At 70.2% G+C, this 15738-nt stretch carries 14 protein-coding genes; 5 read left to right on the top strand and 9 right to left on the bottom strand.

The annotated features are described in order from the left end of the window. Positions 1 to 93 precede the first annotated feature (93 nt). Positions 94 to 957, bottom strand: a complete 864-nt coding sequence (locus tag IM697_RS09585; RefSeq protein WP_194046548.1) for a hypothetical protein — start codon at positions 955 to 957, stop codon at positions 94 to 96. Between the two features lie 176 nt (positions 958 to 1133). On the opposite strand from IM697_RS09585, the gene IM697_RS09580 reads away from it, so the two are divergent. Beyond that, on the top strand, positions 1134 to 3824 hold the full coding sequence (locus IM697_RS09580) for a M14 family zinc carboxypeptidase (RefSeq protein ID WP_194046546.1): 2691 nt from the start codon (positions 1134 to 1136) through the stop codon (positions 3822 to 3824). Continuing rightward, the gene (locus IM697_RS09575; RefSeq protein ID WP_194046544.1) at positions 3812 to 4192 is read left to right on the top strand and encodes a hypothetical protein; all 381 of its coding nucleotides are present in this window, start codon (positions 3812 to 3814) and stop codon (positions 4190 to 4192) included. The genes IM697_RS09580 and IM697_RS09575 overlap by 13 nt, the downstream gene beginning before the upstream one ends. 153 nt (positions 4193 to 4345) lie before the next feature. On the opposite strand, the gene IM697_RS09570 is transcribed toward IM697_RS09575, so the two are convergent. Together IM697_RS09570 and IM697_RS09565 are read right to left on the bottom strand one after the other, a co-directional pair. Next, a complete protein-coding gene (locus IM697_RS09570) occupies positions 4346 to 4765 on the bottom strand; it encodes an organic hydroperoxide resistance protein (RefSeq protein ID WP_194046542.1) in 420 nt (139 codons plus the stop codon). Positions 4766 to 4874: 109 nt separating this feature from the next. Continuing rightward, positions 4875 to 5873, bottom strand: coding sequence for an NADP-dependent oxidoreductase (locus tag IM697_RS09565; RefSeq protein WP_194046540.1), 999 nt, complete (start codon positions 5871 to 5873; stop codon positions 4875 to 4877). Between the two features lie 90 nt (positions 5874 to 5963). Between IM697_RS09565 and IM697_RS09560 the strand changes: the two genes are divergently transcribed. Further along, the gene (locus IM697_RS09560; RefSeq protein ID WP_194046537.1) at positions 5964 to 6401 is read left to right on the top strand and encodes a MarR family winged helix-turn-helix transcriptional regulator; all 438 of its coding nucleotides are present in this window, start codon (positions 5964 to 5966) and stop codon (positions 6399 to 6401) included. A 66-nt stretch (positions 6402 to 6467) separates the two neighbouring features. Here IM697_RS09560 and yjfF read toward each other — a convergent pair whose 3' ends face one another. From yjfF to IM697_RS09530, 6 genes are all read right to left on the bottom strand, one after another. After that, the gene (gene yjfF, locus IM697_RS09555) at positions 6468 to 7490 is read right to left on the bottom strand and encodes a galactofuranose ABC transporter, permease protein YjfF (RefSeq protein ID WP_194046535.1); all 1023 of its coding nucleotides are present in this window, start codon (positions 7488 to 7490) and stop codon (positions 6468 to 6470) included. After that, positions 7487 to 8569, bottom strand: coding sequence for an ABC transporter permease (locus IM697_RS09550; RefSeq protein ID WP_194046533.1), 1083 nt, complete (start codon positions 8567 to 8569; stop codon positions 7487 to 7489). The genes yjfF and IM697_RS09550 overlap by 4 nt, the downstream gene beginning before the upstream one ends. Beyond that, a complete protein-coding gene (locus IM697_RS09545; RefSeq protein WP_194046531.1) occupies positions 8566 to 10104 on the bottom strand; it encodes a sugar ABC transporter ATP-binding protein in 1539 nt (512 codons plus the stop codon). Before IM697_RS09545 ends, IM697_RS09550 begins: the two co-directional genes overlap by 4 nt. A 99-nt stretch (positions 10105 to 10203) precedes the next feature. After that, positions 10204 to 11211: an ABC transporter substrate-binding protein gene (locus IM697_RS09540; RefSeq protein WP_194046530.1), complete on the bottom strand. Its 1008-nt coding sequence runs from the start codon at positions 11209 to 11211 to the stop codon at positions 10204 to 10206. Between the two features lie 139 nt (positions 11212 to 11350). Further along, positions 11351 to 12397: a LacI family DNA-binding transcriptional regulator gene (locus IM697_RS09535; RefSeq protein ID WP_194046527.1), complete on the bottom strand. Its 1047-nt coding sequence runs from the start codon at positions 12395 to 12397 to the stop codon at positions 11351 to 11353. 172 nt (positions 12398 to 12569) lie between these two features. Continuing rightward, complete coding sequence (locus IM697_RS09530; RefSeq protein WP_194046525.1) at positions 12570 to 13283, bottom strand: SCO2400 family protein; 714 nt, start codon at positions 13281 to 13283, stop codon at positions 12570 to 12572. A 253-nt stretch (positions 13284 to 13536) separates the two neighbouring features. On the opposite strand from IM697_RS09530, the gene IM697_RS09525 reads away from it, so the two are divergent. Both IM697_RS09525 and IM697_RS09520 read left to right on the top strand, forming a co-directional pair. Next, positions 13537 to 14697, top strand: a complete 1161-nt coding sequence (locus IM697_RS09525; protein WP_194046523.1) for a mandelate racemase/muconate lactonizing enzyme family protein — start codon at positions 13537 to 13539, stop codon at positions 14695 to 14697. Next, positions 14694 to 15698, top strand: a complete 1005-nt coding sequence (locus IM697_RS09520) for a zinc-dependent alcohol dehydrogenase (RefSeq protein ID WP_194046521.1) — start codon at positions 14694 to 14696, stop codon at positions 15696 to 15698. Before IM697_RS09525 ends, IM697_RS09520 begins: the two co-directional genes overlap by 4 nt. The last annotated feature ends 40 nt before the right edge of the window (positions 15699 to 15738 follow it).

The raw sequence follows: 15738 nt of genomic DNA, 5'->3' as shown, positions 1-15738 counted from the left end.
CCCCCGCCGCCTCATCGGCCCGAAGGGCCTCGTCCTCAAGCGCCGGACAGGCTGAGTGATGCCGACCGGCGTCGATACGTGGCGGGCCCCGCCTCACCCCGGCGTCACCGCCACCACGACCCCCTGCTCGGCCGCCGGACTCACCGCCGCCGACACCCGTACCGCCGCCTCCCGTGCCACCCGCCCCGCCCGCGACGCCCCGGCGAGCAGCACCGGCTGGAGCCGCTCAAGACCCGCCACCAGGAGTTCCTCACCGGCGATCAGCACCGGGCGGGCCGCCTTGGTGGTCGCCGCCGCTGCCTCCGTGAGGTCGGCGAGGGGTGGGAGGGTGACGCGGACGACGTTCGCCCCGGCGGCGGCCGCCCGCTCGGCCAGGGCCACCTGAAGCGGCATCAGGGGCGCGAGCGCGGCCGTCAGCGCGTCGGCGATCCGGCGGAGCTCGGGGGACTGCTCCCGCAGGACCTCCGCCGCCGACCGGAGCAGCGGGGTCAGGGCCAGCAGGGCGCCGGCCGCCACGCCCGCCGTCGCCGGCAGCAGCGGCGACGTCGCCTCGACCAGCTCGCCGAACGCCGCCGCGAACTCCTCGACCGCCGGCTCCACCGCGTCCAGTACCGGCAGCAGGCTGTCGCCGAGGGCCGCCAGCAGGGCCTGCGCCGGTTCGCTCACCGGGTGGGAGGCGAGCGGCGCGCCGCTGCTGCCGAGGCGGGTGAGGGTCTCGACGATGCGGTAGAAGGCCTCCTGGGCCTGCGGTGAGGCGCTCGCCTCGGCCAGTTCGGCGGTGGTCTGCCGCAGCACGCGCAGGACCTCGGGGCCCGATCCGTCCCTGGGGTCGAAGGTGTTGATCGCGATGCGGGTGATGTTCCCGGCCGTGTCCAGGAGTTGGCCGGTGATGTCGGTCGTGCTGCGTGCCATGCGCAGTACGTCGTCCCTGCTGGGGAGCGGAGGGATCGTGGCCATGGGGTCTGCCCTTCGTGGTCGTTCGCCTCACACCCGATGCCCACAGCATGCCTTCTCGGCGTGCTCCCGGCTGCGCCGTTCGGGGCATCCGTGACACCAACTCCCTCTTGTTGCGGTTGAGTCGAACAGGTACACCTCGCGGTACCGATCTCAGGAAGTTCCCGGAGGAGGTACGCGTGCGCACCACGAGAACCGTTCCTGCGAGACCCGTTCTGATCACCGCCCTCGCCGTCACCACGGCGGGCTCCCTGCTCCTCGGTCCCGGCACCGCCGCGGCGAGGCCCGAACCGCCGGTCCACCGCGAAGCCGCGCTCGACCGGCACGCCGCGCGGACACCCCAGAGCGCCGCCCAAAGGTCCCTCGCCCCGGTCGGGGCGGCCGCCGAGGCCGGCTCGCTCGGTGACGACAGCCGTGGCTATCCGCGCCGGCAGGTCCTCACCCCCGACCCCGAGAACCCGGCCGACAAGTCCCTCAGGCTCGGCCTCACCCCGTACCACTCCATCGCGCCGAAGCTGAACGCCCTCCAGTCCCTCGGCGACCGGGTGAGCGTCGAGGTCGCCGGGCGGTCGGCCGGCGGGCACCGGCTGTACCTCGTCACCGTCACCGCACCGGAGAGCGCCCGCCAGGCCCGGGCCCAGGCGCGGATGCGCGAGCTCATCGAGAAGGCGCCCGCCCTCGCCGCCAAGTCCCCGGAGATCAAGCGGTCCTACAAGGCGCCGGTCTTCGTCAACAACAACATCCACGGCAACGAGTGGGAGGGCACCGACGCCTCGCTGAAGCTGATCGAGCGGCTCGCGACCGCCGGGGACGGCAGGACGCGCGACCTCCTCGCCCACAGCCGCCTGTACTTCAACATCACCGCCAACCCGGACGGCCGTATCGCCGGAACCCGCGCGAATGCGGGCGGCTTCGACATGAACCGGGACTTCGTCACCGCCTCGCAGCCCGAGGTGCGGGCGATGCGGCAGATCATGGTCGCCAAACAGCCGGCCGTGATGCTCGATGTGCACGGCTATGTCAACGGCACCCTCATCGAGCCCACCACTCCCCCGCACGGCGAGAACTACGAGTACGACCTCTTCCTGAAGAACACCTACGCCAACGCCCTCGGCATGGAGGCCGCCGTCAACGGCCTCGGCTACACGCCGGAACAGGATGGCGTGCAGCCCGTGCAGATCCCGTTCCGCGACCAGGACGAGGGCTGGGACGACTGGCCGCCGATCTTCACCCCGCAGTACGCGGCCTACCACGGCACCGTCGCCGCCCACACGGTGGAGATCCCGCTGCGGGTGAACGGCTCCGCCTACGACACCCTGCCCGTCGCCGAGCTGCGCCGCCGCGCCGCGGTCAACGTCGACGTCGCCGGCGCCGCCCTGCGCGCCACCCTCGACTTCGTCCAGGCCGGGCGCGCTTCTCTCGTCGCCGACCAGATCGAGGTCTTCCGGCGCGGTGCGGCGGGGGCGGCACAGGTGCCGGTGTCGCGGGAGACCGTCCCGGGCGTGCCCGGCATCGGACCCGAGGACGTCTACACGACGGACTTCCCCCGCGCCTACGTCATCCCGGCCGGCCGCGAGGCACAGCGCTCGGCGACCGCCGCCGCCCGCCTCGTGGACCATCTCCTCGCCAACGACGTCCGCGTCACCCGCGCGCTGCGCTCCTTCCGGCTCGGCGGGCGGACGTATGCGAAGGGCTCGTACGTCGTCGACATGCGCCAGGCCAAGCGCGGGCTGGCCAACGCGCTGCTCGCCGACGGACGGGACATCAGTGACAGGGTGTCGGTGATGTACGACATCTCGGGCTGGAGTCTGGGGCGGCTGTGGGGCGCGAGCGTCGAGCCGGTGACGCGGGGGAGCCTCGTCGCCGCCCCGCTGTGGCCGGTGTCGGCCGCCGCCCGGGTCGGGTATGTCGCCCCGCGCGGCGACCTGCGGCTGCGGCTGGACGACCCGCGTGAGATCGCGGCGCTCAACTCCCTCCTCAGGGAGGGCGTTTCGGTGCGGCAGGCCGCCGACGGGAGTGCGATCGTCCCGGCGTCGGCCCGCGCGAAGGCCGTGGCTGCGACGCGGACGTACGACGTCGTCTTCGGCGCCACGAAGGCGAAGGGCACGGCCCCGCTGCACCGCACGCGCGTCGCCGCCGCCGTCACACCGGGCGAGCTGCTGGCGCTGCGGGAGATGAACTTCGAGGTCACGCCGGTCTCGACGGAGGTGCTGAACGCCGGGTTCGACTGGTCGGCGGTGGACGTGCTGTTCGTGTCGGCGGGGCTGGACCACGACGAGCTGGACGCCGGGGCCCGCAAGGCGCTCGACGGCTTCCTCGACGGGCACGGACTGGTCGGCCGGGGTGCCGTCGGTGCCGCGCTCAACTCGGCGGCCGGGCCGCTGGCCGTGAAGCCGGTCGAGGGCAACGGGGACGCCAACGGTGTCGTACGCGTGGTGAATTCGGGCAGTGTCCTGATGCGGGGTGCCCCCTCGCACGGCTTCGTGTACGCGCCGGTTTGGTTCACCGACCTGGGTCCGGGCGTGCGGGTCGAGCAGGCGTACGGGACCGGGAATCCGCTCGTCTCCGGGCACTGGCGGCCGGCGGAGGACGGCTCGGGAGGGCCCTCGGACGCGGCGGGGCGGGCCTCGGTGGTGAGCGGTCCGCAGGCGGTTCTGTTCGGCACCGAGCCGCTCTTCCGAGACCACCCCAAGGGTGAATTCGCCCAGATGGCAAGGGCGTTGCTCGCCATGGCACACACCACCGCACCTCCAGAAACCGCTTGCCCCGGAGGTGACGGTGATGTGGGATGCACTTCAGAGAATGTCGTGACTGAGGAGGAACATTGCTGGCTGCGAGTTTTCGGAAGGCCCTTGGCGTGTCCGCGGTAGCGCTGGGCATGCTCGGCGTTGCGTCCGCCTCGCCCGCCGCGGCCGCCGACAAGGCGTACGCGTGGACCAAGGCGGCCCACTGGGGCCCCAGGGCGAATGACGGCAGTGGCTACTTCCAGCCGGACGGCGAGATATTCGGCGTGCGGGACAACCGGAAGGACGGCAGAGGGGTAGTGCTGGAGTGGTCGATCACCAGCGGGGGCTCCGGGGGAGGCCAGCTGTGGAACACCAGCGGTTACAGCACCAGCTACAAGACCTGGAACAAGTCGTTCCCCGAGGGGGCTGTGGTCCACTTCCACGTCTGCCTCACGGACGATGGAACCATCTACGTGGACACCTGCGGCGCCTACGCTGATGTGGTCGCCTAGTCCGGACGACGGAAGCCGGTCCGGTAGTCGGTGAGCAAGAGGGCGGGAGTCAGCGAGACTGACTCCCGCCCTCTGTGTTGAAAGTACCGGCGGCTCGGGGTGAGGCCGCACCCCACGTCCAAGGGCGCGGCCTCCGTCGTACAACGAACGGTGTCAGACCAACGTCACGCTGATGTTCCCCCGGGTCGCCTTGGAGTACGGGCAGACCTGGTGGGCCTTCTCCAGGAGGGCACCGGCGGTCGCGGCGTCGACGTTCGGGATGTGTGCCGAGATCTCGACGATGATCCCGAATCCGTCGCCGTTCTTGCCGATGCCGACCTTCGCGGTGACGGTCGAGCCGGCGATGTCGGCGTTCTCCTGGCGGGCGACGACTCCCAGGGCGCCCTGGAAGCAGGCGCTGTACCCGGCCGCGAACAGTTGCTCCGGGTTGGTGCCGGCGCCGCTGCCACCCATCTCCTTGGGCGGGTTCACCACGACGTCGAGCTTGCCGTCGTCGGTGGCGACCCGGCCGTCGCGGCCGTTCTCGGCGGTCGCGACGGCGGTGTACAGGACGTCGCTCTGCTGGATCGACATGCGGTGTCTTCTCCTCCTCGGTCCGCCGCGACTCGCGCCCACGATCGACGGCGGTTTCGGAAAGAAGTTACCGCATGACGGAAATCCAGCACAGACCCCGCAGGCGGACCTACAGCTTGACGATCATCTTCCCGGTGTTGTCGCCGCGCAGCACCCCGAGGAACGCCTCCAGGTTGTTCTCGATGCCCTCGACGACGGTCTCGCGGTACTTGAGCTGCCCGGAGGCGACCCAGGGACCGACCTCCTGGACGAACTGCGGCTGCAGGTCGTAGTGGTCGCCCACCAGGAAGCCCTCCATGCGGCCCCGGGTCTGGATGAGGCGGGCGAGGTTCTTCGGGCCGGGGGCGGGCTCGGTGTTGTTGTAGACGGAGATCATGCCGCAGACGGCGATCCGGCCGCCCTGGTTGAGGGAGCCGATGGCGGCCTCCAGGTGGTCGCCGCCGACGTTGTCGAAGTAGACGTCGACACCGTCGGGCGCGGCGGCCCGCAGTTGCTCGCCCACCGGGCCGTTCCTGTAGTTGAAGGCGGCGTCGAAGCCGTACTCCTCCACCAGGAGCTTGACCTTCTCGTCGGACCCGGCGGACCCGATGACCCGCGAGGCGCCCTTGAGCTTGGCGATCTGGCCCACCTGGCCGCCGACGGCTCCCGCGGCGCCGGACACGAAGACCGCGTCACCCTCCTTGAAGGCGCCGACCCGCAGCAGGCCGGCGTAGGCGGTGAGGCCGGTCATGCCGAGGACGCCGAGGTACGTGGACAGGGGCGCCGCCTCCGGGTCCACCTTCACGGCGCTCTTCGCGTTCACGGCCGCGTACTCGCGCCAGCCCAGGAAGTGCAGCACGTGGTCGCCGACCGCGATGCCCTCGGCGTTGGAGGCGACGACCTCGCCGACGGCGCCGCCCTGCATGACCTTGCCGAGTTCGAAGGGGGCGGCGTAGGACTTGGCCGCCGACATGCGTCCGCGCATGTACGGGTCGACGGAGAGGTACTTGTTCCGGACGAGGACCTGACCGTCACCCGGGGTGGGCACCTCGGCTTCAACCAGCGCGAAGTCCTCGGGCTTGGGCCAGCCGACGGGGCGGGAGAGGAGGTGCCATTCGCGGTTGATCATGGGAGATGCAGCCCTTCGTTTACTTCAGTTCCTGAAACAACCATGCTCCTGAATATTTCAGGTTGTCAAGTAATCGGGTACCCTGAGGGCATGGCCACTGCACCCAAGACCCACCGGCCCGATGAGCTGACCCTGGAGGTCGTCGACCTCATCGGCTCGGTCGTGGCCCGTTACCACGAGGAGTACGACGAGGCCGCCGCCGAGCACGCGCTGACGGGCGCGCAGGCGCGGCTGCTGAGCCTGCTGACGCTGGAACCGCTGCCCATGCGGAAACTGGCGCACAAGCTGAAGTGCGAGCCGTCGAACGTCACCGGGATCGTGGACCGGCTGGAGTCCCGAGGCCTGGTGGAGCGGCGTCCCGACCCCGCCGACCGGCGGGTGAAGCTGGCGGCGGCCACCGAGGAGGGACGGCGGGTGGCTCGGAGCCTGCGGGAGTCGCTGCGGTTCGCCCGGGAGCCGCTCGCGGGTCTCTCCCACACCGAGCGGCTCGCTCTGCGGGACCTGCTCCTGCGCATGCTCGACACATGACGGAGCGGTCCGTCGCACCGTGCGGGTACGACGGACCGCTCCGGGCCCCGAGACGTGCCGTTCGGCTCAGGTCTGTCTGCGGGTCGTCATGGTGCGCTGGATCAGGATGAACGCGCACAGCAGCACACCGGTGGCGATCTTCGTCCACCAGGAGCTGAGCGTGCCCTCGAACTGGATGATGCTCTTGATCAGGCCCAGCACCAGCACACCGAACAGGGTGCCCAGCACAAAGCCGGAACCGCCGGTCAGCAGCGTGCCGCCGATGACCACCGCGGCGATCGCGTCGAGCTCCATGCCGGTGGCGTGCAGCGGGTCACCGGACTGGATGTACAGCATGAACAGCAGCCCGGCCATGGCCGAGCAGAAGCCGCTCACGGTGTACACGGCGATCTTCGTGCCACCCTGCGGAAGACCCATCAGCAGCGCCGACTGCTCGTTGCCGCCGATGGCGTACACCCGGCGCCCGAAGCGGGTGTAGTGGAGTACGTAGAAGGCGACACCGAGGACGACCAGGGCCACGACGGCACCGATCGACAGTTCCCCCAGGCCCAGCGGCACCCGTGTCTGGGCCAGGCTGCTCACCGAGGAGTCGCTGATCGCGATCGACTCCTTGCTGATGACCAGGCACAGGCCGCGGAAGAGGAAGAGCCCGGCGAGGGTCACGATGAACGGCTGGATCTCGAAGTTCTGGATCACATAACCCATGAGGAAGCCGCCGAACGCGCCGACCAGCAGCGCGATCGGGACGACCAGCACCAGCGGCAGCCCCTGACGCTCCACCAGCCATGCCGTGAACATGGTGGTGAAGCCGATCAGCGAGCCCACGGACAGGTCGATGCCGCCCGACAGGATGACGAAGGTGGCGCCGACGGCGGCGACCAGCAGATAGCCGTTGTCGATGAACAGGTTGAGGAACACCTGGGGTTCGGCGAACCCGTAGTTCTGGTACCGGCTGAGACCGGCGACGTACATCGCGAGGAACAGGGCGGCCGTGACCAGGACGGGCAGCCGCCGGTCGCCGAGCAGGCGCGCGGCCTTGGACGGCGTACGGCTTTCCGGCGCCGTAGGGGTCCGGGTGGTCGCGCTCATCGCGACACCTCCATCTTCGGAGCGGCCTCGGCGACCGGGGCCGACTGGGCCTGGGGAGTGGTGCCCCCGCGCTTGGCGCCGAAGACCTTGGCCCGGAACTTCGGGGACTGCATCAGGCATACGACGATGACGACGGCGGCCTTGAAGACCAGGTTGGTCTGGGTCGGCACGCCGATGGTGTAGATCGTGGTGGTCAGGGTCTGGATGACGAGGGCGCCGATCACCGTGCCGCCGATGGAGAACCGGCCGCCGAGCAGCGAGGTGCCGCCGATGACCACGGCGAGGATCGCGTCGAGTTCGATCCACAGGCCGGCGTTGTTGCCGTCCGCGGCCGAGGTGTTGGAGCTGATCATCAGTCCCGCGATGCCCGCGCACAGCGCGCAGAACATATAGACCATGATCTTGATGCGCCGGGACCTGATGCCGACCAGGCGGCTGGCCTCGGCGTTGCCGCCGACCGACTCGACGAGCAGGCCGAGCGCCGTGCGGCGGGTCAGCGCCACGGTGACGGCCACGACCACGGCCACCACGAAGATGGAGAACGGCAGGGTCAGCCAGTAGCCGCCGCCGATCAGCTTGTACGGCTCGCTGTTGACGGTGATGATCTGGCCGTCGGTGATCAGCTGGGCGACACCGCGTCCGGCGACCATGATGATCAGCGTGGCGATGATCGGCTGGATGCCCATCCTGGCGACCAGGAAGCCGTTCCACAGGCCGCAGACCACCGCGGCCAGCAGGCCGAGCCCCATGGCGAGCAGTACTCCGGACAGGGCGCTCTGGTCGGCCTGGTCGCTGATGTACGAACAGGTCAGAGCCCCCGTGATGGCGACGACCGCGCCGACGGAGAGGTCGATGCCGCCGGTGGCGATGACCAGGGTCATGCCGACCGCCACCAGGATGAGGGGCGAGCCGAACAGCACGATCGAGACGAGGCTGCCGTAGAGGTGGCCGTCCGTCATCCGGATCGAGAAGAAGTCGGGCGTGAAGGGGACGTTGACGAGCAGCAGGACGACCAGGACCACGACCGGCCAGAACAGGTGGTGGTGAGTCAGCGCTCGCCAGCGGGTGGGAGTGGTCACTGGTGCTCTCCGCTCGCGATGGTCTCCAGGATCCGGCTGGGAGTGATCTCGGGCCCGTTGGCGATCTGCGCCACCAGCCGGCGGTCGCGCAGCACTCCGATGGTGTGGCTGAGCCGGAGGACCTCCTCCAGCTCGGCCGCGATGTACAGCACGGACATGCCGTCCTCGGAGAGGGAGACGACGAGCTTCTGGATCTCCGCCTTCGCGCCGACGTCGATGCCGCGCGTGGGCTCGTCCAGGATCAGCAGCTTCGGCTGGGTGATCAGCCAGCGGGCGAGCAGCACCTTCTGCTGGTTGCCGCCGCTCAACTGGCCGACCCTGGCCTCCGGGTTGGCGGGGCGGATGTCGAGCGCCTTGATGTACTTGGCGACGAGTTCGTCGCGCTGGGCGACCGGGATGGGCCGGGTCCAGCCGCGGGCCGCCTGGAGGGCGAGGATGATGTTCTCCCGGACCGTCAGATCGGGGACCAGGCCCTCGGTCTTGCGGTTCTCCGAGCAGAACGCGACCCCGGCGCCGATGGCGTCGTTCGGGGCGCTCATCGGCACCTGCTCGCCGCCGACGGTCACCTTGCCGCTGTCGGGCTGGTCGGCGCCGAACAGCAGCCGGGCCAGTTCGGTGCGGCCCGAGCCGAGCAGGCCGGCGAGTCCGAGGACCTCGCCCTTCTTGATCTCCAGGTCGAAGGGGGCGATGCCGCCGGTGCGGCCCAGGCCCTCGGCCTTGAGCAGCGTCTCGCCGACGCCGGAGTGCAGCTGGTGGTCGTGGAGTTCCTCCAGCTGGTCCAGCGCCTTGCCGATCATCAGCTCGATCAGCCCGACCTGGTCGAGGTCACGGACCAGGTGCTCGCCGACCAGCGTGCCGTTGCGCAGGACGGTCATCCGGTCGCAGATCTCGTAGATCTGGTCGAGGAAGTGCGAGACGAACAGGATCGCGACGCCCTCGTCCCGCAGCTGCCGCATCAGGCGGAACAGTTCGAGGACCTCGTCGCGGTCGAGGCTGGAGGTGGGCTCGTCCAGGACCAGCACCTTGGTGCCGGAGCCCTCGCCGTCGCTGTCGCCGGTGCCCACCGACCGTACGATCGCCACCAGTTGCTGCACCGCCAGCGGGTACGCGGACAGGGGCGCGGTCACGTCGATGTCGAGGCCGAGCCGGTCCACCAGCTTCGCCGCGTCCCGCCGCAGCTGCTTCCACTGGATGCGGCCCATGCGGGTGGGCTCGCGTCCGATGAAGATGTTCTCCGCCACCGACAGGTTGGGGCAGAGGTTGACCTCCTGGTAGACCGTGCTGATACCGGCGTGCTGCGCCTGCAGCGGGCTGCCGAACCGCACGGACTTCCCGTCGAGGGTGATCGTGCCGCCGTCCAGGGAGTAGACCCCTGTCAGCACCTTGATGAGGGTGGATTTCCCGGCGCCGTTCTCGCCCATCAGGGCGTGGATCTCGCCGGGGAAGAGCCGGAAGTCGACGCCCGACAGAGCCCGTACCCCCGGAAACTCTTTGACTATGCCCGTCATCTCCAGGACGGGCCGCGGCTCTGCCATGGCAGCGCTCCTCGTGAAGTGGGTTCAGGCCCGCAGGGAGCCTCCTGGCCCGAGGCGGTTCTCGGTCGCCGAAGGCCCCCTGCCGGTGGGTGCGGTCGGTCAGTACTTGCGGTTCGGGAGCGCTTCCTTGGCCTGGTCCTGCATGAAGTCGCTCTCCTCGGTCTTGATCCACCGCTCGACCGTCTCGCCGTCCTTGACCTTCTGGACGACCTCCATCAGCTGGGGGCCGAGCAGCGGGTTGCACTCGACGATGGCGTTGATCTTGCCCTCGGACATGGCGACGAAGCCGTCCTTCACACCGTCGACCGTGACGATCAGGATGTCCTTGCCGGGCTTCTTGCCGGCCGCCTCGATGGCCTGGATGGCGCCGATCCCCATGTCGTCGTTGTGCGCGAACAGCACGTTGATGTCCGGGTTGGACTGCAGGAAGGCCGCCATGACCTGCTTGCCGCCGGCCCGGGTGAAGTCACCGGTCTGGCTGACGACGATCTTCCAGTCGTCCTTGTGCTCCGCCTCCATGACCTCCTTGAAGCCCTTGCCGCGCTCGATCGCGGGGGCGGCACCGGTGGTGCCCTCCAGCTGTGCGATCTTCACGGGACCCTTGTGGCCGGCCTTGTCGAGGACCTTCTCCAGGATCCGGGCGGCGCGGCGGCCCTCGTCCGTGAAGTCGGAGCCGACGAGGGTGACGTACAGGGACTCGTCGGAGGTCTCCACCGAGCGGTCGGTGAGGACCACCGGGATCTTCGCGTTCTTGGCCTCCCTGAGCACCGCGTCCCAGCCGGTGACGACGACCGGCGAGAAGGCTATGACGTCCACCTTCTGCGCGATGTAGCTGCGGATCGCGGAGATCTGGTTCTCCTGCTTCTGCTGGGCGTCGGAGAACTTGAGGGTGAAGCCCGCTTCCTTGGCGGCGTCCTTCACCGACTGGCTGTTCGCGGTACGCCAGCCGCTTTCCGAGCCGACCTGGGAGAAGCCGAGGGTGAGCTTCTTGCCGCCGCCCGAGGAGGCGGAGCCGGCGGGGCTGTCGTCCTCCTTGGCGCAGGCCGCCAGGCCGCCCGCCGCCGCCACGCCGACCGCCGCAGTGAGGAAGTTCCGTCTGTTGAGCATGCTTCTTCTCCTTTGAAGAGCCGGTCCGGGGCCGGACCTGCTGGTACTCGATGGGACCGGCCGCGTGCGTCCAGCCTGTCGATCATTGTTCGAAATATCGGCCGCACGAATGGAGGGACGGCGACCGGTTGGTGCCGCGTCAGCCGGGAGCGCCCTCCGCCTGAGGGGTGGACGGACAGGTGCTGGCGCGGACGACGAGTTGGGGTTCGATGGCGAACCGGGGTGTCCCGGTGGGGGCCCGGCCCTCGATGAGATCCAGCAGCAGCGCGATGCTCCGCCGGCCCACCGCCGAGAAGTCCTGCCGGACGGTGGTGAGCGGGGGAGCGAAGAACTCCGACTCCGGGATGTCGTCGAAGCCGACCACCGCGACGTCCTGGGGAGTTCTCACACCCGCTTCCCGCAGGGCCCGCAACACCCCCAGTGCCATCTGGTCGTTGGCGACGAAGACGGCGGTCAGTCCGCGGCCCACCCAGCCGGCCAGTTCCTGGCCGGCACGGTAGCCGGACAGCGGACTCCAGTCCCCGCGCAGCAGCATGGGCGGCTCCACGCCCGCCGCTTCGAGGGTCGACCGCCAGCCGGCGGCCCGGTCGGCCGCCTCCTGCCAGTCCTCGGGTCCGGCGAGGTGCCAGACCCTGCTGTGGCCGGTGGCCAGCAGGTGGCCGGTGGCCAGCCGCGCGCCCAGATGCTGATCCACGTTGACGCTGGGGATCCCCGATCCGGGCCCGCTGCCCACGGTCACCACCGGGAACGGGTGGCGGAGTTCGGCGAGGGCCTCGACCGCCGACCGCTGCGGGGCGATGGCGACCACTCCCTCGACCCCGCCCTCGCTGAGGTGGTCCAGGGCCTCGGACAGCTTCTCCACGGTCAGCTTGCGCAGACTGACCGTCGAGACGAGGTACCCCTCGGCACGCGCCGCCTCCTCGAGCGCGAACAACGTGCTGGCCGGTCCGAAGAGGGTGGTGTCGGAGGCGACCACACCCAGGGTCCGGGTGCGCCGGGTGACCAGGGCCCGTGCCGAGGAGTTGCGGCGGTAACCCATCTCCTCGATCGCGCGCAGCACCCTGGCCCGCGTCTCGTCCCGCACGTTGGGATGCTCCCCCAGCACACGGGACACGGTCTGGTGGGACACACCGGCCAGGCGTGCCACGTCGGCCATGGTGGGCGGCCGAAGCGGTGAGTGGGTCACGGCCGCACCTCCCTGGCTGTCGTCGAGACCGACTGTTGAACGCGGAGGTCATTGTGAGCGCTAACAATTCATGGCGGTCAAGAGGCCTGCACCGGGAAGTCGTTACGGTTGAGTAACGCGCCAGGCGGCAGGGGGTCCGGGAGGCGGCGTCTGCCCGACGGCCCGAACTCCCTTACGCGCACCACCACAGGAAGCGCGTGCACGTCTGAGAAGGCGTGGGGTCCGGGACCGGATCCGCGGTCGGGGCGGTGGTCGGGTCCGGTGACGAACCGGGCGCCGAGGCGCCGGGGTTCGCGGGCGGGGAGGTCGCGGCGGGAGCCGAGGGCGCCGGCTTCGCCGTCGCGTTCGAGCCCTCGGGGTCCTCGGACTCGTCCCGGTCCTCCTCCTCGGGCTTCTTCGTCTCCGAGGCCGAGGCAGACGCCGACGGGGCCGGCGAATCCACTCCCGCGCCGGTCGATCCCCGCGCCCCACCACCGGACTCCGGGACATCCTCCGCCGACGCCGACGGCGATCCGGCGGCGGCGCCCTTCGGCTCCTCCGAGGGGGCCTCCATGCCGAGTTCCGCGAGACTCAGTCCGCCCGCGGCAAGCAGCAGCCCCGTCCCGAACATCAGGACCCGCCGGCGGCGGCGCCGGTGCAGCGCCGCCTTCCGGTCCCGCCGGCTGCCGCCCACGCCGCGGTCCCGGAACCGGGGCTCGGGCCGGGCCCGGTCTCCGCCGGCCTCCGGTTCGTCACCCTCGTACGCTTCGTCGGGTTCGTCCGCGGCCGCACCGTCCCGATCGAGCACGGAGTCCGTATGCACCCAGCGCTCTTCGGCCGGTGCGCCGCACCCCGGACAAGCGAGGGCGCCATTGAGGTGCCGTTGGCACGGGTGGCAGTAGTCCATGACGCGGGAAGGTTAAATTCCGCACCGGTACCGTCCCCGGGCGAGGATGTGAAAGTTGTGTGGGAGTTCCGCGTTCCCGGCCCACGGAGGCGAGGACAGGCCGGACTATCCCCCGCCATCCCGGCCATCGCGTCGAAATCGTTGTTCGCTCGACCCATTGACACTCCGACCGCGCCGTCTTTACTGTCGCGTCAGCATTTCGAACGTGTGACGATATTTCGAACAGGCCGGACGAGTACAGGGAGTGGCTACCGTGCGCATCACGGGAATCAGCACGCACGTGGTTGGGACGCCGTGGCGAAACCTGACCTACGTCCAGGTGCACACCGACGAAGGACTCACCGGCGTCGGCGAGACCCGCATGCTGGGCCACACCGACGCGCTGCTCGGCTATCTGCACGAGGCGGAGACCAACCACATTCTCGGGTCGGACCCGTTCGCTGTCGAGGATCTGGTCCGCCGCATGAAGTACGGCGACTACGGGCGCGCCGGCGAGATCGTGATGTCCGGCATCGCCGTGATCGAGATGGCCTGCTGGGACATCAAGGGCAAGGCCCTGGGCGTCCCCGTCTGGCAGCTCCTCGGCGGCAAGGTCACCGACAAGGTCAAGGCGTACGCCAACGGCTGGTACACCACCGAGCGCACCCCCGAGGCGTACCACAAGGCCGCGCAGGAGGTCATGGCGCGCGGCTACAAGGCCCTCAAGATCGACCCCTTCGGCACCGGTCACTTCGAGCTCGACCACGACGAGACCCTCTACTCCGTCTCCCTGATCGAGGCCGTACGGGACGCCATCGGACCCGACGCCGAGCTGATGCTGGAGATGCACGGCCGGTTCTCGCCCGCGACCGCCGTCCGCCTCGCCCATGAGCTCGCCCCCTTCAAGCCCGCCTGGCTGGAGGAGCCGGTGCCGCCGGAGAACCTCAAGGCCCTGGAGAAGGTCGCCGCCAAGGTGGACATGCCGGTCGCCACCGGTGAGCGCATCCACGACCGCATCGAGTTCCGCGAGCTGTTCGAGAGCCAGGCCGTCGACATCATCCAGCCGGACGTCGGCCACATCGGTGGTATCTGGGAGACGCGGAAGCTGGCCGCGACCGCCGAGACCCACTACATGCTGGTCGCCCCGCACAACGTGGGCGGCCCGGTGCTGACCGCCGCCTCCCTCCAGGTGGGCTTCACCGCCCCCAACTTCAAGATCCTTGAGCACTTCAACGACTTCGCGGACGCGGAGATCAAGAAGGTCGTCAAGGGCGCTCCGCAGGTGGTCGACGGCTACTTCCACCTCTCCGACGCCCCCGGCCTCGGCGTCGAGCTCGACACCGACGCGGCGGCCGAGTTCCCGCAGCAGCAGGCCCGGTTCGACCTGTGGGCCGAGGGCTGGGAGCAGCGCAAGCCGAAGGGCACCCAGCAGTGAGCACCGCCGTCGTCATCGAGGCGCCCGGTGAGCACCGGCTCACCGAGCACACGCCTCGTGAGCCCGGTCCCGGCGAGGCCCTCGTCCGCGTCCACGCGGTCGGCATCTGCGGCAGCGACCGCGAGGTGTACCAGGGCAACCGGCCCGAGGGGTACGTCCGCTATCCGCTCACGCCGGGCCACGAGTGGTCCGGGACGGTCCAGGCGGTCGGCGCGGGCGTCCCCGCGTCCCTGGCCGGCCGCAAGGTCGTCGGGGAGGGCTTCCGGAACTGCCAGGTCTGCGACCGCTGCCACGCGGGTGAGACGACGCTGTGCACGGCCGGCTACGAGGAGACCGGGTTCACCCAGCCGGGGGCCATGGCCACCACGCTGACTCTCCCGGCCCGGCTCCTGCACGTCCTGCCGGACGACGCCGACCTGACGGCCGCGGCTCTCCTGGAGCCCGCCGCCTGCATCGCCGCCGCCGCGCTCAAGGCGAACGCCCAGCCGGGCGAGCGGGTCGCCGTCGTCGGCACCGGCACCCTCGGCATGTTCGCGGTTCAGTTCCTGAAGGCGATCTCCCCCGCCGAACTGCTCGTCGTCGGCACCCGGGGTGACCGGGAGGCGCTGTCCCGGCAGTACGGCGCCACCGACTTCCGCACGAAGGACCAGCTGCTCCCCGATGACATCGACGTCGTGATCGAGACCGCCGGGTCCGCGGACGCCGCGCGCACCTCCGCCGCGCTGCTCAGGCGCGGCGGGCGGCTGGTCCTGACCGGGATCCCGGCGCCGGGCGCCGACGGGCTGGACCCGACCGACCTCGTCGTACGGCAGCTGGAGGTGCACACCGTCTTCGGTGCGCCGCCGGACGCCTGGGCGCACACGGTGCGGGTGTTCGGGGCCGGTCTGCTCGATCCGCTGCCGCTGGTGACGCACGAGCTGCCGCTCGCCGAGTTCCCCGAGGCGATCGAGCTGGTGGGGTCCGGTGATCCGAAGGTGGGCAAGGTACTGCTCCGCCCCTAGACGTACGCCGGTACGGGGGCAACCTGACGGCTCCCGTATC

This window comes from Streptomyces ferrugineus (assembly GCF_015160855.1).
Taxonomy (GTDB): Bacteria; Actinomycetota; Actinomycetes; order Streptomycetales; family Streptomycetaceae; genus Streptomyces; species Streptomyces ferrugineus.
The sequence above is the reverse complement of the archived record's forward strand: the minus strand, read 5'-3'. Positions and strand labels throughout refer to the sequence as shown.

What these genes read in the sequence shown, in the direction of transcription:
- IM697_RS09585 (WP_194046548.1), bottom strand. Translation starts at nt 957, where the DNA reads ATGGCCACGATCCCTCCGCTCCCCAGCAGGGACGACGTACTGCGCATG.
- IM697_RS09570 (WP_194046542.1), bottom strand. Translation starts at nt 4,765, where the DNA reads ATGTCGATCCAGCAGAGCGACGTCCTGTACACCGCCGTCGCGACCGCC.
- IM697_RS09565 (WP_194046540.1), bottom strand. Translation starts at nt 5,873, where the DNA reads ATGATCAACCGCGAATGGCACCTCCTCTCCCGCCCCGTCGGCTGGCCC.
- IM697_RS09560 (WP_194046537.1), top strand. Translation starts at nt 5,964, where the DNA reads ATGGCCACTGCACCCAAGACCCACCGGCCCGATGAGCTGACCCTGGAG.
- yjfF (WP_194046535.1), bottom strand. Translation starts at nt 7,490, where the DNA reads ATGAGCGCGACCACCCGGACCCCTACGGCGCCGGAAAGCCGTACGCCG.
- IM697_RS09545 (WP_194046531.1), bottom strand. Translation starts at nt 10,104, where the DNA reads ATGGCAGAGCCGCGGCCCGTCCTGGAGATGACGGGCATAGTCAAAGAG.
- IM697_RS09540 (WP_194046530.1), bottom strand. Translation starts at nt 11,211, where the DNA reads ATGCTCAACAGACGGAACTTCCTCACTGCGGCGGTCGGCGTGGCGGCG.
- IM697_RS09530 (WP_194046525.1), bottom strand. Translation starts at nt 13,283, where the DNA reads ATGGACTACTGCCACCCGTGCCAACGGCACCTCAATGGCGCCCTCGCT.